Origin of the sequence: Leifsonia sp. AK011 (assembly GCF_013410945.1) — a bacterium.
In the GTDB taxonomy this organism is placed as follows: Bacteria; Actinomycetota; Actinomycetes; order Actinomycetales; family Microbacteriaceae; genus Rhodoglobus.
Genome location: NZ_JACCCH010000001.1, coordinates 384,964 through 402,164, shown reverse-complemented (window position 1 = coordinate 402,164; position 17,201 = coordinate 384,964). Strand labels below are relative to the sequence as shown.

The following is a 17,201-nucleotide window of genomic DNA, read 5'->3' as shown; positions in this document are numbered from 1 at the left end:
CGAGGGCGCTAACCCAGGTACTCCCCATCCGCCGGCACCGGTAGCCCCTCGTACTCGAACGGGATCCCTTGCCCGGTCCACGCGGACGCCCGATCCATGAGCTGCGCGTGCACGTGCGGCTCCGTCGTGTTGCCGCTGTTGCCGCACGCCGCGATCACCTGGCCTGCGACCACGCGGTCGCCGGGTGCGACGGCGATGGATCCGCGGCGGAGGTGGGCGACGAGCGCGTAGATGCCGTCATCCGTTCGGATCACGACGTGGTTGCCGATCACGAAGCGCGGGCCGCCGATCTCGCGAACGGCACCCTCGGCGAACATATAGAGGAGTGCGAACCAGTTCGAGCGAGCCCGGTGGTCCCGTAGGCCGTCGGACGCCGTCACGACCACGCCGTCGACCATGGCGAGCACCGGTTGCCCGAGGGCCGGATACGCGGAGGCAGTGCGGAACGGTGTTCCCCCGAAGGCCGGCCGCGACCCATCGGCTGGGTCGTACACGAGGTCGATCGCGTAGGTCTGCCCGTAGGCCCGGATGCCGTGGCTCGGTACCTTCGTGGCTGGGCTGTTCAGCGCGAGCCATCGCCCACTCACGGGAGGCGTGACCGTGACCGGCGGATGCTGCGGCAGCAGTCTCCACCCGACCACTGCAAGCACCGCGACGAGGGCCAACCCACCGATGCCCACACGGATGACAATCGTCGCCACGTCCCCGAGTGATGGTGCGACGAGTCGCAGCGGGATCGTGGCCAGCATCGCCACAACGATCACGATGAGAATCACGCCGCGCACCCGGTAGAGGCCGAGCGCCGCTCGCTTCATCGTTCCACCGCCACGAGGCACGCCAGCAACGGCACCGCGCGCGCGGCGGGCACCTCGTAGCTGCCGCGCCCGCTCTGCTTGAGCCACCCCGTCGCGAGCAGCTGCCGGAGGTGGTGGTGCAGCTGGCCGGTGGTTCCGAGCGATTCGATCGCGGCGAGCCCCGACGTCGTGGTGGTGCCCGACATGACGTGTCGCAGGAGCTCAAGACGCACGGGATGGGCGAGCGCCGCGAACCCCGCAGCCCGCTCGCTCCAGTCGACCTCGAAGAGTCCCTCCGTGCCCGCGCCCTGCTGCCACTCGACGGGGGCTCCCGTCGGCGTGGTGACGGAGCCGACGATCATCACGGCACCCTTCGCGGTCGACGGATGCTCGGCCAGCCGCTCACGGAGCCCCGCGAGCGCCCACAGGGCGTCCCCGGTCGCCGCCATCGCCTCCGTCTGCGTGTTGCGAGCGCCCTCGAGCGCTGCCACGCGATCGGAGAGTGACGTTATGGCGAGGCGGAGGGCATCCGTGTCGTTGTCGATCATGTGTTGATTCTACGATAGAACGTAGAAACGTATCAACAGGTGCTGGGACTACGAGGTGGCGATGCTCGCCCAGCCGCTGGCGGTCGCAAGTTGCGACAGGGCAGCGGTCAGTTGGTCTGCGGGCAGCGCGGCGCCGAAGCCGGGCCCTCCGGGATCTAGTGCTTTCCCTGCTTCGAGAGAGCCAGCGTGAACAGGGTCGAAGCCTAGATCGTCAATGAGTTGCAGCACGACCTCGAGTGCGTCGGGGTGGTTGCTGGCCGCGGCGATTGCGGTTCGGACCCCAGTTGGGTCGGGCTGACGGTGTTCGTCGAATTGGTGGTAACCGAGTTGGTTGAAGCTCTTGACCACTTTCGCCGAGTCGAACCACGCCTGCACTATCGTGCTCGAGCCGTGCTCCGCCTCGGCGAGTTCCGGGTCAGAGCCGTCGATGGGTTCCCAGTAGTTCATGGCGTCGATGACCACTTTTCCGTTGAAGAGGTCGTGATCGAGTTCGCGGAATTTGTGAGTGGGTACGGCGAGCACGATGAGTTTGTGGGATTCGACGACTTGTGCGGTGGTCGCGGCGTGGGCTCCAGGTGCGAGGATCTCGATGGTGAGTGCGCTGCGGTCGATCGACCCCGATCCCGAGATGGTGACTTCGTAGCCCGCGGCGACGGCGGCCCGCGCGATCGATGTGCCTATCTTCCCCGCGCCGACGATCCCCAGTCGCTGTGTCGTGTCAGTGATCTGTGCCACCGGCGGCCTCCTCATCTTTCGCGAGCAATTCCCGCACGCGAGGGATGACTTCGCGGCCGAAGAGCTCGATGCTCTGGAATCGGAGCTCGGGTGGCATGTCAACGACGTCGTACTTCAGATCGAAACGGCTGAGGCCGAGAGTTCGGATGGTGCTGGCAATTCGGTTGGCCATAGTTTCGGGTGAACCGACGAATAGTGCTCCTCCCTGTGTTTCGGCGTAGAAGTTCTCTGGAGTCGGGGCGCGGAATCCCCGTTCACGGCTGATGTCAGTCATGCGAGCTTTCCAGAGCGGCCAATAGGTGTCGCGTGCCTCCTCGTCTGTGGCGGCAAAGAAGCCGAGGGAGTGTTCCGCTATCGGCAGGGGGGCGTGTCCGAGTTCCTGCAGTGCACGGTGATACAGGTCGACAAAGGGTGCGAAACGCGAGGGGTTGCCTCCGACTATCGCGAGCATGAGCGGCATTCTGTAGCGCGCTGCCCTGATCACCGACTGGGGGCTGCCTCCGACCCCGACCCACACCGGAATCGAGTCAGGCTCGATGGCGGGTTGGACGGATTGGTTGGTGAGGGAGCTGCGAGTCGAGCCGGACCATGTCACTGGTTGGTTTCGCATCAGCTGCGCCAGGAGATCGAGCTTCTCCTCGAACAGGGTTTCGTAGTCGGCCAGGTCGTAGCCGAAAAGCGGGAATGATTCGGTCGCGGAGGCGCGGCCGACGACCAGCTGGGCTCGACCATGGGAGAGTGCCTGAAGGGTTGCGGCTTCTGCGTAGATCCGCACCGGGTCATTGGTGCTGAGCACGGTGACCGACGTCCCGAGTCGGATACTCTCGGTGCGGCCAGCGATCGTTCCCAGGATGACGTGGTTTGCGGAGTCGACCATCTCGGGCCGGTAGTGCTCGCCGATACTGAAGATGTCGATGCCGACCTTCTCGGCCAGCACTGCCTCCTCGACGATCGCTCGGACGCTGTCGGCGGGGCTGCCGGTACGCCCAGTACCGTCGCCTATGAGCTCGCCGAATGAATTGAGACCGAATTCGATGTGTTGCGTGCTCATGCGGTCACCTCTGTCGTGTTCTGGGCGAGAAGTTCGCGGACCTGCGGGATGACCTCTCGACCGAAGAGTTCAATGTTGCGCATCCGCACTTCATGCGGAACGTGACCGCTGGCGTAGGCGAGGTCGAAGCGGTCCGCGCCGAGGCCGCGAATCGCGTTGGCGATGCGGGGAGCGATGGTGTCGGGTGATCCGACGTAGAGGGATCCGCCCTGTACCTCGGCGAGATAGTGGTCCTTGCTCGGCACCTGCCAGCCTCGGATGCGCGCCTCCTGCTCGAAGAGCGCTCGCCAGTATGGCCACTGCAGGTCGATTGCCGCCTGATCAGTCTCAGCGATCAGGCCCGGCGAATGGATGCCGACTTTCTGGCGGCCGTGGCCGAACTCAGCAGTCGTGCGGTGGAACAGGTCAACATAGGGGCGGAATCGAGTCGGATGCCCGCCGATGATCGCGAGCATCAGTGGTAGCCCGTATCTGGCCGCCCTCACGACCGATTGGGGACTGCCTCCAACGGCAACCCACGTTGGGAGATGGCCTGACGGAAGGGGTGGGTTGACGACCTCGTTGTTCAGCGGCGGACGGTACTTCCCCGACCAGGTGACCTGCTTCTCCCGCAACAGCCGCGTGAACAACTCGAGCTTCTCCTCGAAGAGCTCCTCGTAGTCGGAGAGGTCGTACCCGAACAGCGGGAAGGACTCACTGGCCGAACCCCTTCCCACAATCAGTTGAGCGCGTCCGTCGGAGACCGCATCAAGGGTGGAGAAGTTGTGGAACACCCTCACGGGATCCTGAGTGCTCAGCACAGTGACGGCGGTGCCAACGCGCAATCTGGTAGTCCGACTCGCGATCGAGGCAAGGATCACGGGGCTCGCGGTGTCCATGAGGTCCTTGCGGTAGTGCTCGCCAATATTGAAGGAGTCGATGCCAACCTCCTCAGCAAGCACCGCCTCCTCGATCAGGTTCCGGATCACCTGGTCGCCGGCAACCTCCCCACCGCGCCCGTCGTCGGTGGCGTAGGCGAATGTGTCGAGACCGAATTCGATGTTCCTCATGTCGTTCCTTCGAGTTACTGTTAGTTACTGGTGTACACTTCGGTAACCGGTCACTTCAACTAAACCCGAGTTACCCCGAAGTAACCGACGAGCAACAGGAGGCGCGGCATGACGTCGACGATGCGACAGGGCGATGAGCTGCTGCGCTCAATGGGGCGAATGTGTACCGAGCACGACCCCGACATTTTTCGCTCCGTCCTCGACCGCGTGGGTGATAAGTGGAGCCTGCTCCTGATCGGGATCCTGGAGGATGGGCCGCAGCGCTTCACTCAGTTGCTCAAGACCACCCCCGGCATCTCACGGCGCATGCTGACGATCACCCTTCGCGCTCTGGAGCGGGACGGACTGATCGAACGGACCGTCTATGCCGCGGTTCCGCCACGTGTCGAATATGAGACCACTGAGCTTGGCCGCACTCTCACCGAGCCAGTGCTCCGGCTGGCCGCCTGGGCGGCCGCGAACCAGGACGCGATCGTCGACCACCGCATCGCCTACGATTCCCGCCAGGAACCATCCGAGCTGGTGTGAGGAACATCGGGCGGCGTCCTTGACGCTGGGGCCGTCCGTGATCAGAGCAGAGTTCCGGGCACGCCCCGCGTAGCGGGACGAGGCCGGATCGGCTCAAGGAAGCACTCGGTGCGGGTCAGCGATTCGTGTCAGGGACGAGCACAACACGGCCATCCAGTGTGCGGTCTTCCATGCGGGTGTGAGCCGCAACAGCGTCACTGAAACTGTGGACGTCCACGACGGTCTGGCCGAGCCCGGCCGAGACAACCTCGACCGCCGCTTTCAGCGCAGGCGCGAGAAGCTCTGGGTGGGTGGGCAGGAAGGCTCCGGCGTTGAATCCGGAGACCGTCAGGCTTCCCAACCACAGAGTGTTCGTCGGCACCGTGTGGGCCCAGTCGTTGCTTGCATTTCCGGCCACGATCAGTCTGCCTCCGGGGCGGAGGAGGCCAAGGCTCGCGCTACGAAGGTCGCCGCCAACGCTGTCGATGATGATGTCGAAGCGCTCGTCGCCGAGCGTGCCCAGGTCGGTTGAGTCCACTATGAGGTCGTAGGGAAGTTTCGTGGCCTGCGCCGCCTCAAGCTTGCTGGGGCGAACGGTGCCGACGACGCGAGATGCGCCGAGGCGCTTGGCAACGCCGGGAACCGCTGATGCGAATCCACCGAGTGCTCCGTGCACAAGCACAGTTTCGCCTTCGCGGAGATGTGCCACGGCGGTCATCGCGACGTGCACCATCGCAGCGTTGGGGATCACGGACACCGCGATGGCGGGGTCAATGCCAGCGCCCTCAATCGACACGATTTGGGATGCCCCGGCCACCTTGATCGACGAGTAGCCACCACTGCCGCCTGACGACAGGGCAACCACCTTCTCGCCGACCGAGAAACCGGTCACACCCTCGCCGAGGGCCCGGATTGCGCCTGTCACCTCGAGGCCGGGGACGAACGGGGGTTGGGGCATCCCCGGGGCGTCCTTGAACTGACCTTGACGCATGAGCAGGTCGATCAATCCCACGGCAGCATGCGACACGTCGATCGTGACCTCGCCCGGACCCGGAACCGGGTCGGGAAGCTCGATCACTCGAAGAACAGAGGGGGCGCCGAATTCAACGGCTTCAACAGCATGCATGAGATGTGGCTCCTAGATGTCGACGCAGGGCGCCGATGACTTAACGCATCATGTGATGCGTTCTGACAGTAGCATCTTTCTGCGAATAACACATCATGAGTTGCGTTATCCTGATGCGATGCGTGAACGTGCACGATCTGAGGAAGACAAGACGCAGCGTTCGGAGGATCTCCTGGCGGCCGCGGAGGCGATTGCGCTCGAGCGCGGCGGTGTTCGATACGTGACGATCGCTGAGGTGACCGATCGTGTCGGATTGCATCGCACAGGTGTGCGGCGCTACTACGCGAGCAAGGAGGAGCTCCTCCTTGAACTCGCCGAACGCGGATGGCGTCAGTGGGCCGAAGCGGTCAAGGCGAGGTTCTCTGGCCTCATCGGCCTCGCGCCGAAGGACCTGGCAACCGTGCTCGCGAGCACGATCGTCACGCTTCCCGTGTTCTGCGATCTCCTCACGCACGTCGCGATACGGCTCGAAGGCGACGTCGACGTTGAACGGGCCAGGCGCTACAAGTCGAGTGCGTTCGCTGCATCCGACGAGATCGTCGCTGAACTCGTCCGCGCCGGCACCCTGGATGTCGACCGCGCCTCACAGCTGTCCGCGGCTGCTGGCATCATGGCCGGAAGCCTCTGGCAGGTAGCGCATCCCACGCCAACGCTGGCAGGGCTATACGCGCAGGAGCCCCAGTGGGCTCACGTTGCTCTCGACTTCGAGCCGCGCCTGACACGCTTTCTGCAGGCGTTCGCGGTCGGGCTCTCACATGAGGCTTCCGCGCAGACGCCTGCCTAGGCTTGAAGAGTTCCTCCGCGCTCGAGCGTCTGGACGTCCCAGTAGAGGCACTCGACGAGTGTTCCCGCTGGGCAGTGAGGATTCGTGTCAGTGTCTGACGGTGTTGCCACGCGAGCGAATTCCCCGCGAGCCTTGGTCAGCAGCGCATCGAACTCCTTGGCCTCCACGCTGACATGCACGGCTTCCAGCCACTGTCTCAGCATCGGCTCGACGTCTGAGTGGTACACCCTCGACTCCGCCCAGACCCGCTGCACAATCCCTGCGACCTGATCTGCCCTGGGCGCCGACTGTGCTCCATCCATCACCGGATACGTCTGGGGCTGCTTGTGCTTGTCCATCATCCTGCCGTCCGTTCACTTGAAGTTGCCGTCGCTTGTCGCAGACGGTGATTGCGTGCCTTCTCGCGGTTGCCGCACAGCGCCATCGAGCACCAGCGGCGGCGATGCGACTTCGTGTGGTCGTAGAACCACATGGTGCATCCCGTTCCTTCGCATCTCCTGACGTAGGCGGTTTCGCCCATGCTCAGAAGTTCCGCGAAAACGTGAGCGATCGGGGCCAGTAGTTGACGCGGGCTGCTCCATCGGCGCTGGAGCACGAGGTCTCCACGCGAGTCGAGTTGGCGGAAGAAATCGTCTACGGCCATGAGCTCATTCAGGCGAACCGAAGCGTCAATCGACACCTCGCCTTTCTCCAACTCCGCCCAGCGAGCCACCTCAGATCGCAACCACTCCCTGAGCTCTCTGGCCTGGGCGGCTTGTGCATCGAGCTCCGAGATCGGCATCTGCAGCAAAGCCCTGCTCTCGTCGTGAGAGACGAGTCCGGCGGCGTGAAGCCACCCGACAAGGGCGTGACCGCTCTCGATGAACTCGAAGGTCGAGGCCCCTTGGGTGACCGTGCTGTTGAGGAAATCGAGAGCGGTGTTGTCTCCCAGCCCCATCACGTTGCTCAGTTTCATCCGAATCTCCGTAACCACTAAACGTCGTGTTGACAAGTTAGCATGAACCTGCGTAACCTCCAAAACAAATAATTAACGGTTAGTCGTGAGAGTCCCCTCCGGCTGCACCAAGTCCTCAAGGAGAGAAACATGTCTGCACTCAGCTACCGCACCATCGAGGTCGATGGACTCAACATCTTTGTTCGGGAGGCAGGTGATTCGTCCAAGCCGACGCTGGTATTGCTGCCAGGGTTCCCGTCGAGCACCCGCGCGTTCACGCGCCTCATCGACCGGCTTGCACCCCAGTGGCACGTCGTTGCCATCGACTACCCAGGGTTCGGGAGTTCAGATCCGCTACCGGAGTCTCCGACGTTCGATCGGATTGCGGAGGTTGTTCGCGATGCGATCGACCAGCTCGGTGTCGCTGAGTACGTGCTGTACATGTTCGACCTTGGAGCGCCGGTCGGATTCCGGGTCGCGCTTGAGCACGATGAGCGCGTTCGCGGCATCGTCACGCAGAGCGGAAATGCCTATGTAGACGGCTTCGGGCCGGGAGTCGCAGGCCTCGCGGAGTGGTGGCAGGATCGCGAGAAGGGTCAGCCGACCGTCGACGCATTCGTGAGCCTCGCGGGAACGCGGATGCAGTGGCAGGTCGGCGCGAGGAACCCGGAGCACGTTGATCCTGATCAGGCGATCGCGGATCAGGCCATCCTCGATCTGCCGGGCCGGTCGGAGTACATGAAGGCGATCCTCTGGGACTACCAGAACAACCCCGCGCAGTACCCGGTGTGGCAGGCCTGGTTGCGGCGTCGCCAGCCGAAGGTTCTCGCCATCTGGGGCAAGAACGATCCGTTCTTCATTCCGGCAGGGGCGGTCGCATTCCAGAGGGATGTGCCGGACACCGAAGTGATCCTCCTCGACACTGGCCACTTCGCTCTTGAGGAGGAGGTCGACGCGATTGCGGAGCACACGTCGGTTCTTCTCGAGCGAGCGTTCGCCAACTGATCTCAGAGGGGGCTTCAGCACTCAACAGCGTTGACTGCGAGGCCCCCTCGAACGTCTCCCGGTACGGCACATTCACGTCGCGGTCCGCCTCGCCCACGGCAGCGCTGGCCACAAGAGGTTAGGGGGAGCACCGAGCCTGTGAATATCGCCACCAGGACGCTGAGCCTTCCTAGGCTGGTCGTATGGCACGCACTCCGACGGCGCAGACCGCCGCAGCATCCATCGACCTGTCGAAGCGCGACCTGACACTCGACCTCGCTCGAGTGTTCTGCGTGCTGCTCGTGGTGCTCATCCACCTGCTCATGGTGGGTGTGGGGGTCGGCCCCGATGGCGAGCTCATCGCGCAGACCCCGACGGAGAGTCCCGTCGGTGCTGCGCCCTGGTTCCCACTCGCGACCTGGGCCGGGCAGATCATGCCGCTCTTCTTCGTGGTGGGCGGGTTCGCGTCGATCACGGCCTGGCGCAGCCTCACGCGGCGCGGGGGAACTGCTGCCGACTACGTGCGCAACCGCGTGCTGCGCCTCGCGCAGCCGGCCCTGCCGCTGTACATCTTCTATGTTGTCGTGATCGGGGCCGCGATGCTGCTCGCGGTCGCGCCCGAGCTCGTGCAACTCGCGGTGCAGGGCGCGGCCTCCCCGCTGTGGTTCCTCGCCGCGTACACGCTGTGCCAGGCACTCGTGCCCTTCATGGTGGCGTGGCACACTCGCGCTCCGAGGGCGACCCTGGTCGTGCTGCTGGCGGGCGCGATCGTCGTGGATGCCGTGCGATACGGCACGGGCATCCAACAGGTCGGCCTGCTCAACCTCTTCTTCGTCTGGCTCCTCGTGCAGCAGCTCGGGTTCTGGTACGCCGACGGATGGTTCGGCCGACGCCCCGCATGGCAGCTGGTCCTCATCGCCGTCGTGGCCTACGCGAGCCTCATCCCCCTGACGACGTGGGGCCCGTACTCCGACAACATGCTCACGAACCTCAACCCGCCGACGCTCCCGCTGGTTGCGCTCGCCGTCGCCCAGGCGTGCGTGCTGCGACTCCTGCGCCCGGCGCTCGCCGCCCTCATGAACACCCACGCCGCGCGGGCCGTCGTCTTCCTCGCGGGAACCCGACTCATGACCATCTACCTGTGGCACCTGCCGGTGATCCTCATCATCACGGGCATCACGCTGCTCATTCCTGGCGCGGCTCCCGAGCCGGGAAGCGCCGTGTGGTGGTGGTCACGACCTCTTCTCTATGTGTTGGTGCTGGCCGCCGTCTTCGGGTTGTCGTTCATCGTCGGTCGCTGGGAGGCGCCGCGGGAGATCACCTCGACGCCGCCGAACGCGGTCGTGGCCGTCGCGGCGGTGCTGTCGTTCATTCCGTCGTTCCTCGTCATGCAGTTCTTCATGGACTTCTGGATCGCGGTCACGGGCAGCGTTCTGCTTTCGGTCGCCGTCCTGATGCTCGGCCGCTGGGGACAGCGGGCTCCGCAGCCGGGCTAGCGCACGATCGCGGCGATCGCATCGTCCAGGGTCTCCCGCACCTGCTCGGAGGTCGGGCGGGATTCGGGCACCATCATCGCCAGGGCGAGTCCGTCGACAAGGGCGAGCAGCATCCGGGCCTGACGGTCGGTGCTGCCGGGGAGAAGCGCCCCCTCAGCGGCGAGAACGTCGAGCCACGAGCGCACGCGAGTGTGGGCCTGTCGTGCGAACGCTGACCATGCGGTTCGCATTTCTTCCGAAGCGCGGGACGTGATCATCGTGGCGAGCGACTCGACCCAGCGCTCGAGCGCGTTGCCCGGAGCATCCACGGGAGTGATGAACTGCTGGATGCACTCCGCCAACCGCTCGCGCGCCGGCACCGACGAGTCGCTGATGCGCAGGTCATCGAGGCTCGCGTCGAATGCGGCCGAGAAGATGGCGTCATGGAGGTCACGCTGGGTGGGGAAGTAGTGGCGAAGAGTGCTCGCGCCGATCCCAGCGCGAGCAGCAACGGATCGCACAGTGATGGCGGATGCCCCGCCCTCAGCGAATACCGCCTGGGCGGCCTCCACGATCTCGTCGCGACGGCTCACGATAACCTCTCATTAGTACAACGTGCTAGCACAGTGTGCTAGTCTGGCCTGAATCGTTAGCACAGTGTACTAGGAGGACGAATCGATGCTCGAGACCCTGCAGAACTTCGCCGAAGGGCTCCCGCCGGCCCTCCAGTGGCTCGGCATCATCGCGCTCGGAGCCATCCCCTTCGTCGAGTCGTACCTCGGCTCGATCGTCGGTGTGCTCGCCGGTCTCTCCCCGTTCGTCGCGATCCCCGCAGCGATCATCGGCAATATCGTCTCGATGCTGATCTTCGTGATGTCTGCACATCGTGTGCGTGAACGGGTAACACGGGACCGCGAGGAGCCCGTCCTCTCCCCTCGTCGGCAGAAGCTCAAGGCGCGGTTCGACCGCTGGGGCGTGCCCGGCGTGAGTCTCCTGGGCCAGCTCCTGCTGCCGAGCCAGATCACCTCCGCTGCGATCGTCTCCTTCGGAGCTCCGCGCAACGCGGTCATCCTCTGGCAGACCATCTCGATCATCCTGTGGGGTGTGGTCTGCGGTGGACTCGCGGCTGTGGGTGTGAACCTGTTCGCAGGTCGCTAGACACCCAGCAACGGTGTCGCTCAAGCGAACTAGGCTTTCTCGCATGAGCGACGCCCCCCTTGCAGCTGGAATCGATACGAACGAGCTCGAGCCGAGCATCCGCCCCCAGGACGACCTGTTCCGCCACGTGAACGAACGCTGGATCGAGCGCACCGAGATCCCGAGCGACAAGGCGCGGTACGGCTCCTTCTATCTGTTGGCCGAGGAGGCCGAGAAGGCGGTGCGCGACATCATCGTCGAGTCCCAGTCCGCCGAGCCGGGTACTGAGGCACGCAAGGTCGGCGACCTGTACGCGAGCTTCATGGATGAGGCGCGGATCCAGGCGCTCGGCGCCCAGCCGATCGCCGAGCTGCTCGAGACGGCGGCCGCGGCATCCACCATCGACGAGGTGCTCGCGACGCTCGGTCGCCTCGAGCGCGGTGGCGCCCCCGGCCTCTTCGCTGCGTTCGTCGACAACGACCCCGGCCAGCCCGACCGCTACCTCGTGTTCCTCGAGCAGGCCGGTCTCGGTCTTCCAGACGAGTCGTACTACCGCGAGGACAACTTCGCCGAGATCCGCACCAAGTACGTCGCCTTCATCGAGCGGATGCTCGGGCTTGTCGGTCTCGATGAGCCCGCAGCCCGTGCCAGCCGCATCATGACGCTCGAGACCGAACTGGCCAGTCACCACTGGGACAACGTCACCAATCGCGACAGCGAGAAGACGTACAACCCGATGCTCTGGCAGCGGGCGAACGAGCTCGCGGGCTCTCTCGACATGGACGTGTGGCTCACGGCGCTCGGTGTGCCGGAGCATTCGTTCGACGAGGTCGTCGTTCGGCAGCCGAGCTTCCTCGAGGGGCTCCAGACCGTGCTGCGCGAGGACAACATCGAAGCGCTCCAGGACTGGCTCGCATGGCAGGTTGTCCGCTCGAACGCCGCGTACCTCTCACAGGAGTTCGTCGAGACCAACTTCGACTTCTACGGCCGCACCCTTACCGGCACGCCCCAGTTGCGCGACCGCTGGAAGCGGGGCGTGAGCCTCGTCGAGGGAGCTCTCGGCGAAGCCGTCGGTCACATCTACGTCGAGCGCCACTTCCCCGAGGCGGCGAAGACCGCGATGGACGTGCTCGTCGCGAACCTCGTCGAGGCCTACCGCCAGAGCATCGAGAAGCTCGAGTGGATGGGCCCTGCCACGCGAGAGCGCGCGCTCGAGAAGCTCAGCAAATTCACGCCCAAGATCGGCTACCCCGTGAAGTGGCGCGACTACTCGAGCCTCGAGATCGATGCCGCCGACCTCATCGGCAACATCCGCGCGACGAACGAGTTCGAGTTCCAGCGCGAGCTCGGCAAGATCGGCAAGCCCCTCGATCGCGACGAGTGGTTCATGACCCCGCAGACCATCAACGCGTACTACAACCCCGGCTTCAACGAGATCGTCTTCCCTGCTGCCATCCTGCAGTTCCCCTTCTTCGATGAGAATCGGGATGCCGCGGCCAACTACGGTGCGATCGGCGCGGTCATCGGCCACGAGATCGGGCACGGCTTCGACGACCAGGGCTCGAAGTACGACGGTGACGGCAAGCTCACCGACTGGTGGACGCCCGAGGATCGCGCCGCATTCGAGGAGCGCACGGCATCCCTCATCGAGCAGTACGACGCGCTCGCACCGCGCCAGGTTCCCGATCACCACGTCAACGGTGCCCTCACGATCGGCGAGAACATCGGCGACCTCGGCGGGCTGTCGATCGCGTGGAAGGCCTACCTCATCTCGTTGGACGGCCAGGAGCCTCCGGTGATCGACGGCCTCACGGGCGCGCAGCGCTTCTTCCTCTCGTGGGCGCAGGCCTGGCAGATCAAGGCCCGCGACGAGGAGGTCGTGCGTCTGCTGACGATCGACCCGCACTCGCCCAACGAGTTCCGCTGCAACCAGATCGTGCGCAACATCGACGAGTTCTATGAGAGCTTTGGTGTGACTGAATCCGACGAACTCTGGCTGGACCCGAAGGACCGCGTCACCATTTGGTAGAGATCACCCGAACCCGAGAGCGCTGGGAGCGAGTGCGTGCCCCGAGGGCCGCGCGTCACTCCGGAACCGGTGTTGCCGAGAGCTTCGCCGGCACTTTCGCCGCGCTCGGGCGGCTGGCGTTCGAGGGGGCCCAGGTCTCGGCGAGCGTCATCGATCTCAACTCGGGCAAGACGTTGCTCGCGATCGACGACCGGATCGTGCTCCCGACGGCGAGCATCGGCAAGGTGCTCCTCCTCATTGAGGTGTCGGCGCGCCTGACCAACCGCGAGTTCTCGGGTTACGGCATCCTCGACAAAACGGCGAAGGATGCCGTCGCCGACTCCGGCCTGTGGCAGCACCTTCAGGCACCATCGCTTCCCATCGCTGACCTCGCCACTCTTGTCGCTGCCTCCAGCGACAACCTCGCGACGAATGTGCTCCTGCGCGAGGTCGGCCTGAGCGCCGTGCGCGCGAGGACGGAGTCGCTCGGTCTCATGCGTACCGCCCTGCTCGACCTGGTTCGCGACAGCAGGGGGCCGGATGACGCGCCCCAACTGTCCGTCGGATCGACGACCGAGCTCAGCTGGCTGTTCGCCGCTCTCGCGCGCGGTGAGGTGGTGGACCCGCTCACGAGCCAGCGGGTCATGGGCTGGCTCTCCCTCAACAGTGACCTCTCCATGGTGGCCAGTGCGTTCGGTCTCGATCCGCTCTCGCACCGCGGGGCCGACCACAACACGCTCCTCGTCAACAAGACCGGAACGGATGCCGGTGTCCGAGCCGAAGCCGGAGCCCTCCGCGGCACCAACCGGGCCGTGGCCTACGCCGTGTCCGTACAGTTCAACGACGACGGGCTCCAGGCTCGGCTGCGTGTACTCGACGCGATGCGCACCGTAGGAATGGACATCCTGGAGTACGTGCACTGACGGCCCCCGTTCTGGGGGTAGTCGGGCTTGTACCCCTTTAGGTAACGAATCCGGTATTTCGGCTTGTCCCCCCTTTTGCGGACATGCTACGGTGAAGGCGCGTTGGATAAGTCCATACACCCGAATGGATTTAACCCCGATAACCAACGCGCTCGAGCCTTACCCCGATCAGGCGCATTCTCCTTCCGAGACGCACCACGCTGGGCGCGGCCCGAACTCCCTTACCCAGGAGATTCCCCCAGTGCTGAAGAAGTTCCTCGCGATCACCTCGACCGTCCTCTTGGCCCTAGGCCTCTCGTTCGTCGCCGTCGCAGCCCCCGCCTCTGCCACGCACCCGTCGGTGTCCGGCACCTACGCGTGCAACCCGACCACGGGCAAGTTCGACATCACCTGGAAGGTGACGGGCGACACGTCGTACCCGAACGAGACGGCGACCATTAAGTCGCAGAGCACGGGTTCGGGTGATCCGGTCACCACGACGCCGACCCTCGTGGGCCTCACCGTCAAGAACACGAGCTACGTCACCGGCGTTCAGGCTGGTGTCACTCCCGGAAACTACTCCTTCAAGGTGAACGTGCAGTGGACCAACCACTCGCAGGGTGACCTCGTCTCCCAGACGGGCACGCTGAACATTCCGTCGAATGCGACCTGTTACACCCAGCACGACGACACCGTGGACTGCACCAACGCGACCGTCTACCTGAACGCCGCCCTCACCAACGGCAACTACATCAACATGACGATCCGCCAGAACGGCGTCGAGAAGCAGACGAGCGCCTACGTCGACCAGTGGCAGAGCGCCGGTCAGGGCGGTGTCGCCAACGCGGGCTCGGGGCTCGTGCTGCGCGTCACGAAACTCGATGGAAGCCAGATCTGGCTGCCGATCACGGTCGAGCAGAAGAACTCCGGCATCCTGACCTACAACTACTCCGCGTACATCACCGGCCCGTTCACGGTCACCTGGATCCAGTTCGACGGACACAACTGGCACTTCGGTGCCGATGGCGCGAGCCTGACCTGTGGCGACCTGCCGAAGGACGCCTCGGCTGCCGTCGTGATCACGCCCCCCACCTGTGAGCAGAGCGCAACCTTCGCCCTCGGCGCCATCTCGAACGCGACGTTCGGCACGCCCGTCATCACCGAGAACAGCTACTCGGTCGTCGCCACCGCCAACACCGACCACCTCTTCCCCAACGGCGAGAAGACGATCACGCTGAGTGGCCCGCTCGCACCGAAGAACACCGGCGGCGTCTGTGACGACGTCACGGTCGCGCTCACGATCACCTACGTGCCCGAGTGTGCTGTCGACGCCGACAACACCTGGAAGATCTTCAACCCGTCCGAGGAGACCGTGACGGTCACCTACGGCGCAGGCCAGACGTTCCAGGCAACCCCCGGCTACTCCACCCTCACCACCCCCCGCTCGAACGACCCGCTCGTCATCACCTGGGGTGCTGACGGATCCGGAGTCAAGACCGGAACGGCAACAGGAACCCCCGGCGCCGACCTCACCGGCGAGGACGAGGAGTGCTACACCTCGCCCGACGTCACCAAGGTCGTGGGCGACTGCGTGTACTACACCGACGGCACCGCGGGTAACCGCACCGTGAAGATCACGTACGATAACACCGACAGCAACGTGCCCGTCACCTTCTCCCTCCAGGGTTTCCAGGGCGTCTACGACCGCACGGTCGACGCCGGTGAGTCCGTCGTCGTGGACGCGCCGAACGTGCTCCCCGCAGGAGGCACGTACACGGTGATCGCCGCGGGCAAGACGTTCTCGCTCGAGATCAGCCCGTGCCCGACGTACGAGAAGCCGGAGCCGAAGGTCGAGCAGCGCCCCGTTGCATCCTTCGACTGTGACGACACCGTCGTGACCATCGTCACCACCACGTACACCGCGGAGCCGGTCTTCGACACCGAGACGCTCACGTGGGGCTACGGCGAGTGGGTCGAGGGCGAGTCCGTCACCACCACGCGCGCACCGCTGCCGTCCGAGGTCTCGGAAGAGGGTTGTGTCGTCACGGTGACTGACCCCACCGCCTCGACCTGTGAGGTCACCGACGCCACCGAGCTTACGAGCTGGATCCGCATCCAGCTCAACGCCAACGTCGAGTACCGCATCGACGACGTCGTGGTCACGGACGAGTTCACCTCGGTCACCCCCGGCACGCACACCGTCACGGCGACCGCACTCAACGGCTACTCGCTCGCTGGCGCGAACCCGGCACCCGACGACTGGACCGGTGACACCCACACGTGGACCTTCACCGCCGTCGACTCGGCGGTGGACTGCACGCCGGAGCAGCCGAGCCTCGAGGGCTCCTTCGCGGCGGGCGAGTGCAAGCTCGACGCCCCGTGGATCTCGTGGTCGGTGTCGATGAGCGACCCCGACAACCAGGTTCCGACGAAGCACGCAACGCTCGTGCTGTCGGATGGCACGAACGAGCAGACCATCGACCTCGGTGATCTCGTCTACAACGAGACTTCGGGCAAGTGGGAGCTGAGTGGCGCGAACCTCTGGCCCGGTGCATCCGTCGACTCCGAGGGCAACGCGACCGGTTGGCCGGGCTGGGAGCAGCTCTCCGATGGAACCTGGCAGGAGACCACGGGCAACTTCGCCTGGGTGCGTGGCATCACCTCCGCGACGGTCCACGTGAACCCGTCACTCGTGATCGACCTGGCCTACCCGGATGCAACGCCCCTCTGTGACGGACCGCACGAGCCGCCGACTCTCGCCGACGTGCTCCCCGCGTACGACTCCACCCCTCTCACCTGCACCACGGATGGCAGCTACACGATCGGCGCCGAGTTCGGCGACGTGACGTGGACGGTCAACGGAACGGTCGTCGAGGCGGGAACCTACAAGGTGACAGAGCCGACCACGATCACGCTGGTGGCCTCGCCGACCAACGAAGACGACACGCTCAACGAAGCGTGGAAGGACGAACCCGTCGTGCTGAGCTTCGCTCTGCCCGCCGGTGAGTGCGCATCGGCCGTCCCGCCGACGCCCGCTCAGCTCGCCTTCACCGGTGCCGCGGCATCCGCGGGTGTCGTGTGGGCTGGACTGCTCGTGATCCTGACGGGTCTCGGACTGTACTTCCTGCGTCGCAAGCCGACCGCCGACTAATCGGCAGGTAGGCGCC

Annotated in this window: 17 protein-coding genes; 8 read left to right on the top strand and 9 right to left on the bottom strand. The window is 65.0% G+C overall.

Annotated features, from left to right (window positions below; all coding sequences use genetic code 11):
• Positions 1-8: 8 nt before the first annotated feature.
• From HDC94_RS01930 to HDC94_RS01910, 5 genes are read right to left on the bottom strand one after another with little or no spacing between them, the layout of a single operon-like run.
• Entirely contained in the window at positions 9-815 is an 807-nt protein-coding gene (locus HDC94_RS01930; RefSeq protein ID WP_179494377.1) for a peptidoglycan DD-metalloendopeptidase family protein, read from the bottom strand.
• A complete protein-coding gene (locus HDC94_RS01925) occupies positions 812-1,342 on the bottom strand; it encodes a helix-turn-helix transcriptional regulator (RefSeq protein WP_179494375.1) in 531 nt (176 codons plus the stop codon). The genes HDC94_RS01930 and HDC94_RS01925 overlap by 4 nt, the downstream gene beginning before the upstream one ends.
• 48 nt (positions 1,343-1,390) lie before the next feature.
• A complete protein-coding gene (locus HDC94_RS01920) occupies positions 1,391-2,077 on the bottom strand; it encodes an NADPH-dependent F420 reductase (protein ID WP_179494373.1) in 687 nt (228 codons plus the stop codon).
• Entirely contained in the window at positions 2,061-3,128 is a 1,068-nt protein-coding gene (locus tag HDC94_RS01915) for an LLM class flavin-dependent oxidoreductase (protein ID WP_179494371.1), read from the bottom strand. Before HDC94_RS01915 ends, HDC94_RS01920 begins: the two co-directional genes overlap by 17 nt.
• Positions 3,125-4,177, bottom strand: coding sequence for an LLM class flavin-dependent oxidoreductase (locus tag HDC94_RS01910; RefSeq protein WP_179494369.1), 1,053 nt, complete (start codon positions 4,175-4,177; stop codon positions 3,125-3,127). Before HDC94_RS01910 ends, HDC94_RS01915 begins: the two co-directional genes overlap by 4 nt.
• A 108-nt stretch (positions 4,178-4,285) precedes the next feature.
• On the opposite strand from HDC94_RS01910, the gene HDC94_RS01905 reads away from it, so the two are divergent.
• Positions 4,286-4,705 (top strand): helix-turn-helix domain-containing protein, encoded by a 420-nt coding sequence (locus tag HDC94_RS01905; protein WP_257021613.1) that lies wholly within the window; start codon positions 4,286-4,288, stop codon positions 4,703-4,705.
• Positions 4,706-4,820: 115 nt separating this feature from the next.
• Here the strand turns inward: HDC94_RS01905 and HDC94_RS01900 are convergent, their stop codons facing one another.
• A complete protein-coding gene (locus tag HDC94_RS01900; RefSeq protein WP_179494367.1) occupies positions 4,821-5,810 on the bottom strand; it encodes a zinc-binding dehydrogenase in 990 nt (329 codons plus the stop codon).
• A gap of 118 nt (positions 5,811-5,928) precedes the next feature.
• Here HDC94_RS01900 and HDC94_RS01895 point away from each other — a divergent pair, with 118 nt between their 5' ends.
• Positions 5,929-6,594 (top strand): TetR family transcriptional regulator, encoded by a 666-nt coding sequence (locus HDC94_RS01895; RefSeq protein ID WP_179494365.1) that lies wholly within the window; start codon positions 5,929-5,931, stop codon positions 6,592-6,594.
• Here HDC94_RS01895 and HDC94_RS01890 read toward each other — a convergent pair.
• Both HDC94_RS01890 and HDC94_RS01885 read right to left on the bottom strand, forming a co-directional pair.
• The gene (locus HDC94_RS01890) at positions 6,591-6,935 is read right to left on the bottom strand and encodes a hypothetical protein (protein ID WP_179494363.1); all 345 of its coding nucleotides are present in this window, start codon (positions 6,933-6,935) and stop codon (positions 6,591-6,593) included. The two genes, HDC94_RS01895 and HDC94_RS01890, sit on opposite strands and share 4 nt — an antisense overlap.
• Complete coding sequence (locus HDC94_RS01885) at positions 6,932-7,585, bottom strand: ABATE domain-containing protein (RefSeq protein ID WP_179494361.1); 654 nt, start codon at positions 7,583-7,585, stop codon at positions 6,932-6,934. The genes HDC94_RS01890 and HDC94_RS01885 overlap by 4 nt, the downstream gene beginning before the upstream one ends.
• 93 nt (positions 7,586-7,678) lie before the next feature.
• On the opposite strand from HDC94_RS01885, the gene HDC94_RS01880 reads away from it, so the two are divergent.
• Entirely contained in the window at positions 7,679-8,533 is an 855-nt protein-coding gene (locus tag HDC94_RS01880) for an alpha/beta fold hydrolase (RefSeq protein WP_179494359.1), read from the top strand.
• A gap of 182 nt (positions 8,534-8,715) precedes the next feature.
• Complete coding sequence (locus tag HDC94_RS01875; RefSeq protein WP_179494357.1) at positions 8,716-10,008, top strand: acyltransferase; 1,293 nt, start codon at positions 8,716-8,718, stop codon at positions 10,006-10,008.
• Here HDC94_RS01875 and HDC94_RS14850 read toward each other — a convergent pair.
• Complete coding sequence (locus HDC94_RS14850; protein WP_179494355.1) at positions 10,005-10,580, bottom strand: TetR/AcrR family transcriptional regulator; 576 nt, start codon at positions 10,578-10,580, stop codon at positions 10,005-10,007. The two genes, HDC94_RS01875 and HDC94_RS14850, sit on opposite strands and share 4 nt — an antisense overlap.
• Positions 10,581-10,665: 85 nt before the next feature.
• Here HDC94_RS14850 and HDC94_RS01865 point away from each other — a divergent pair, with 85 nt between their 5' ends.
• The 4 genes from HDC94_RS01865 (at position 10,666) to HDC94_RS01850 (ending at position 17,185) form a co-directional block, all read left to right on the top strand.
• Entirely contained in the window at positions 10,666-11,145 is a 480-nt protein-coding gene (locus tag HDC94_RS01865) for a small multi-drug export protein (RefSeq protein WP_179494353.1), read from the top strand.
• Between the two features lie 43 nt (positions 11,146-11,188).
• The gene (locus tag HDC94_RS01860; protein ID WP_179494351.1) at positions 11,189-13,153 is read left to right on the top strand and encodes a M13 family metallopeptidase; all 1,965 of its coding nucleotides are present in this window, start codon (positions 11,189-11,191) and stop codon (positions 13,151-13,153) included.
• The gene (locus HDC94_RS01855) at positions 13,147-14,055 is read left to right on the top strand and encodes a serine hydrolase (RefSeq protein WP_179494349.1); all 909 of its coding nucleotides are present in this window, start codon (positions 13,147-13,149) and stop codon (positions 14,053-14,055) included. Before HDC94_RS01860 ends, HDC94_RS01855 begins: the two co-directional genes overlap by 7 nt.
• A gap of 241 nt (positions 14,056-14,296) precedes the next feature.
• Positions 14,297-17,185, top strand: coding sequence for an LPXTG cell wall anchor domain-containing protein (locus HDC94_RS01850; RefSeq protein ID WP_179494347.1), 2,889 nt, complete (start codon positions 14,297-14,299; stop codon positions 17,183-17,185).
• Positions 17,186-17,201 lie beyond the last annotated feature (16 nt).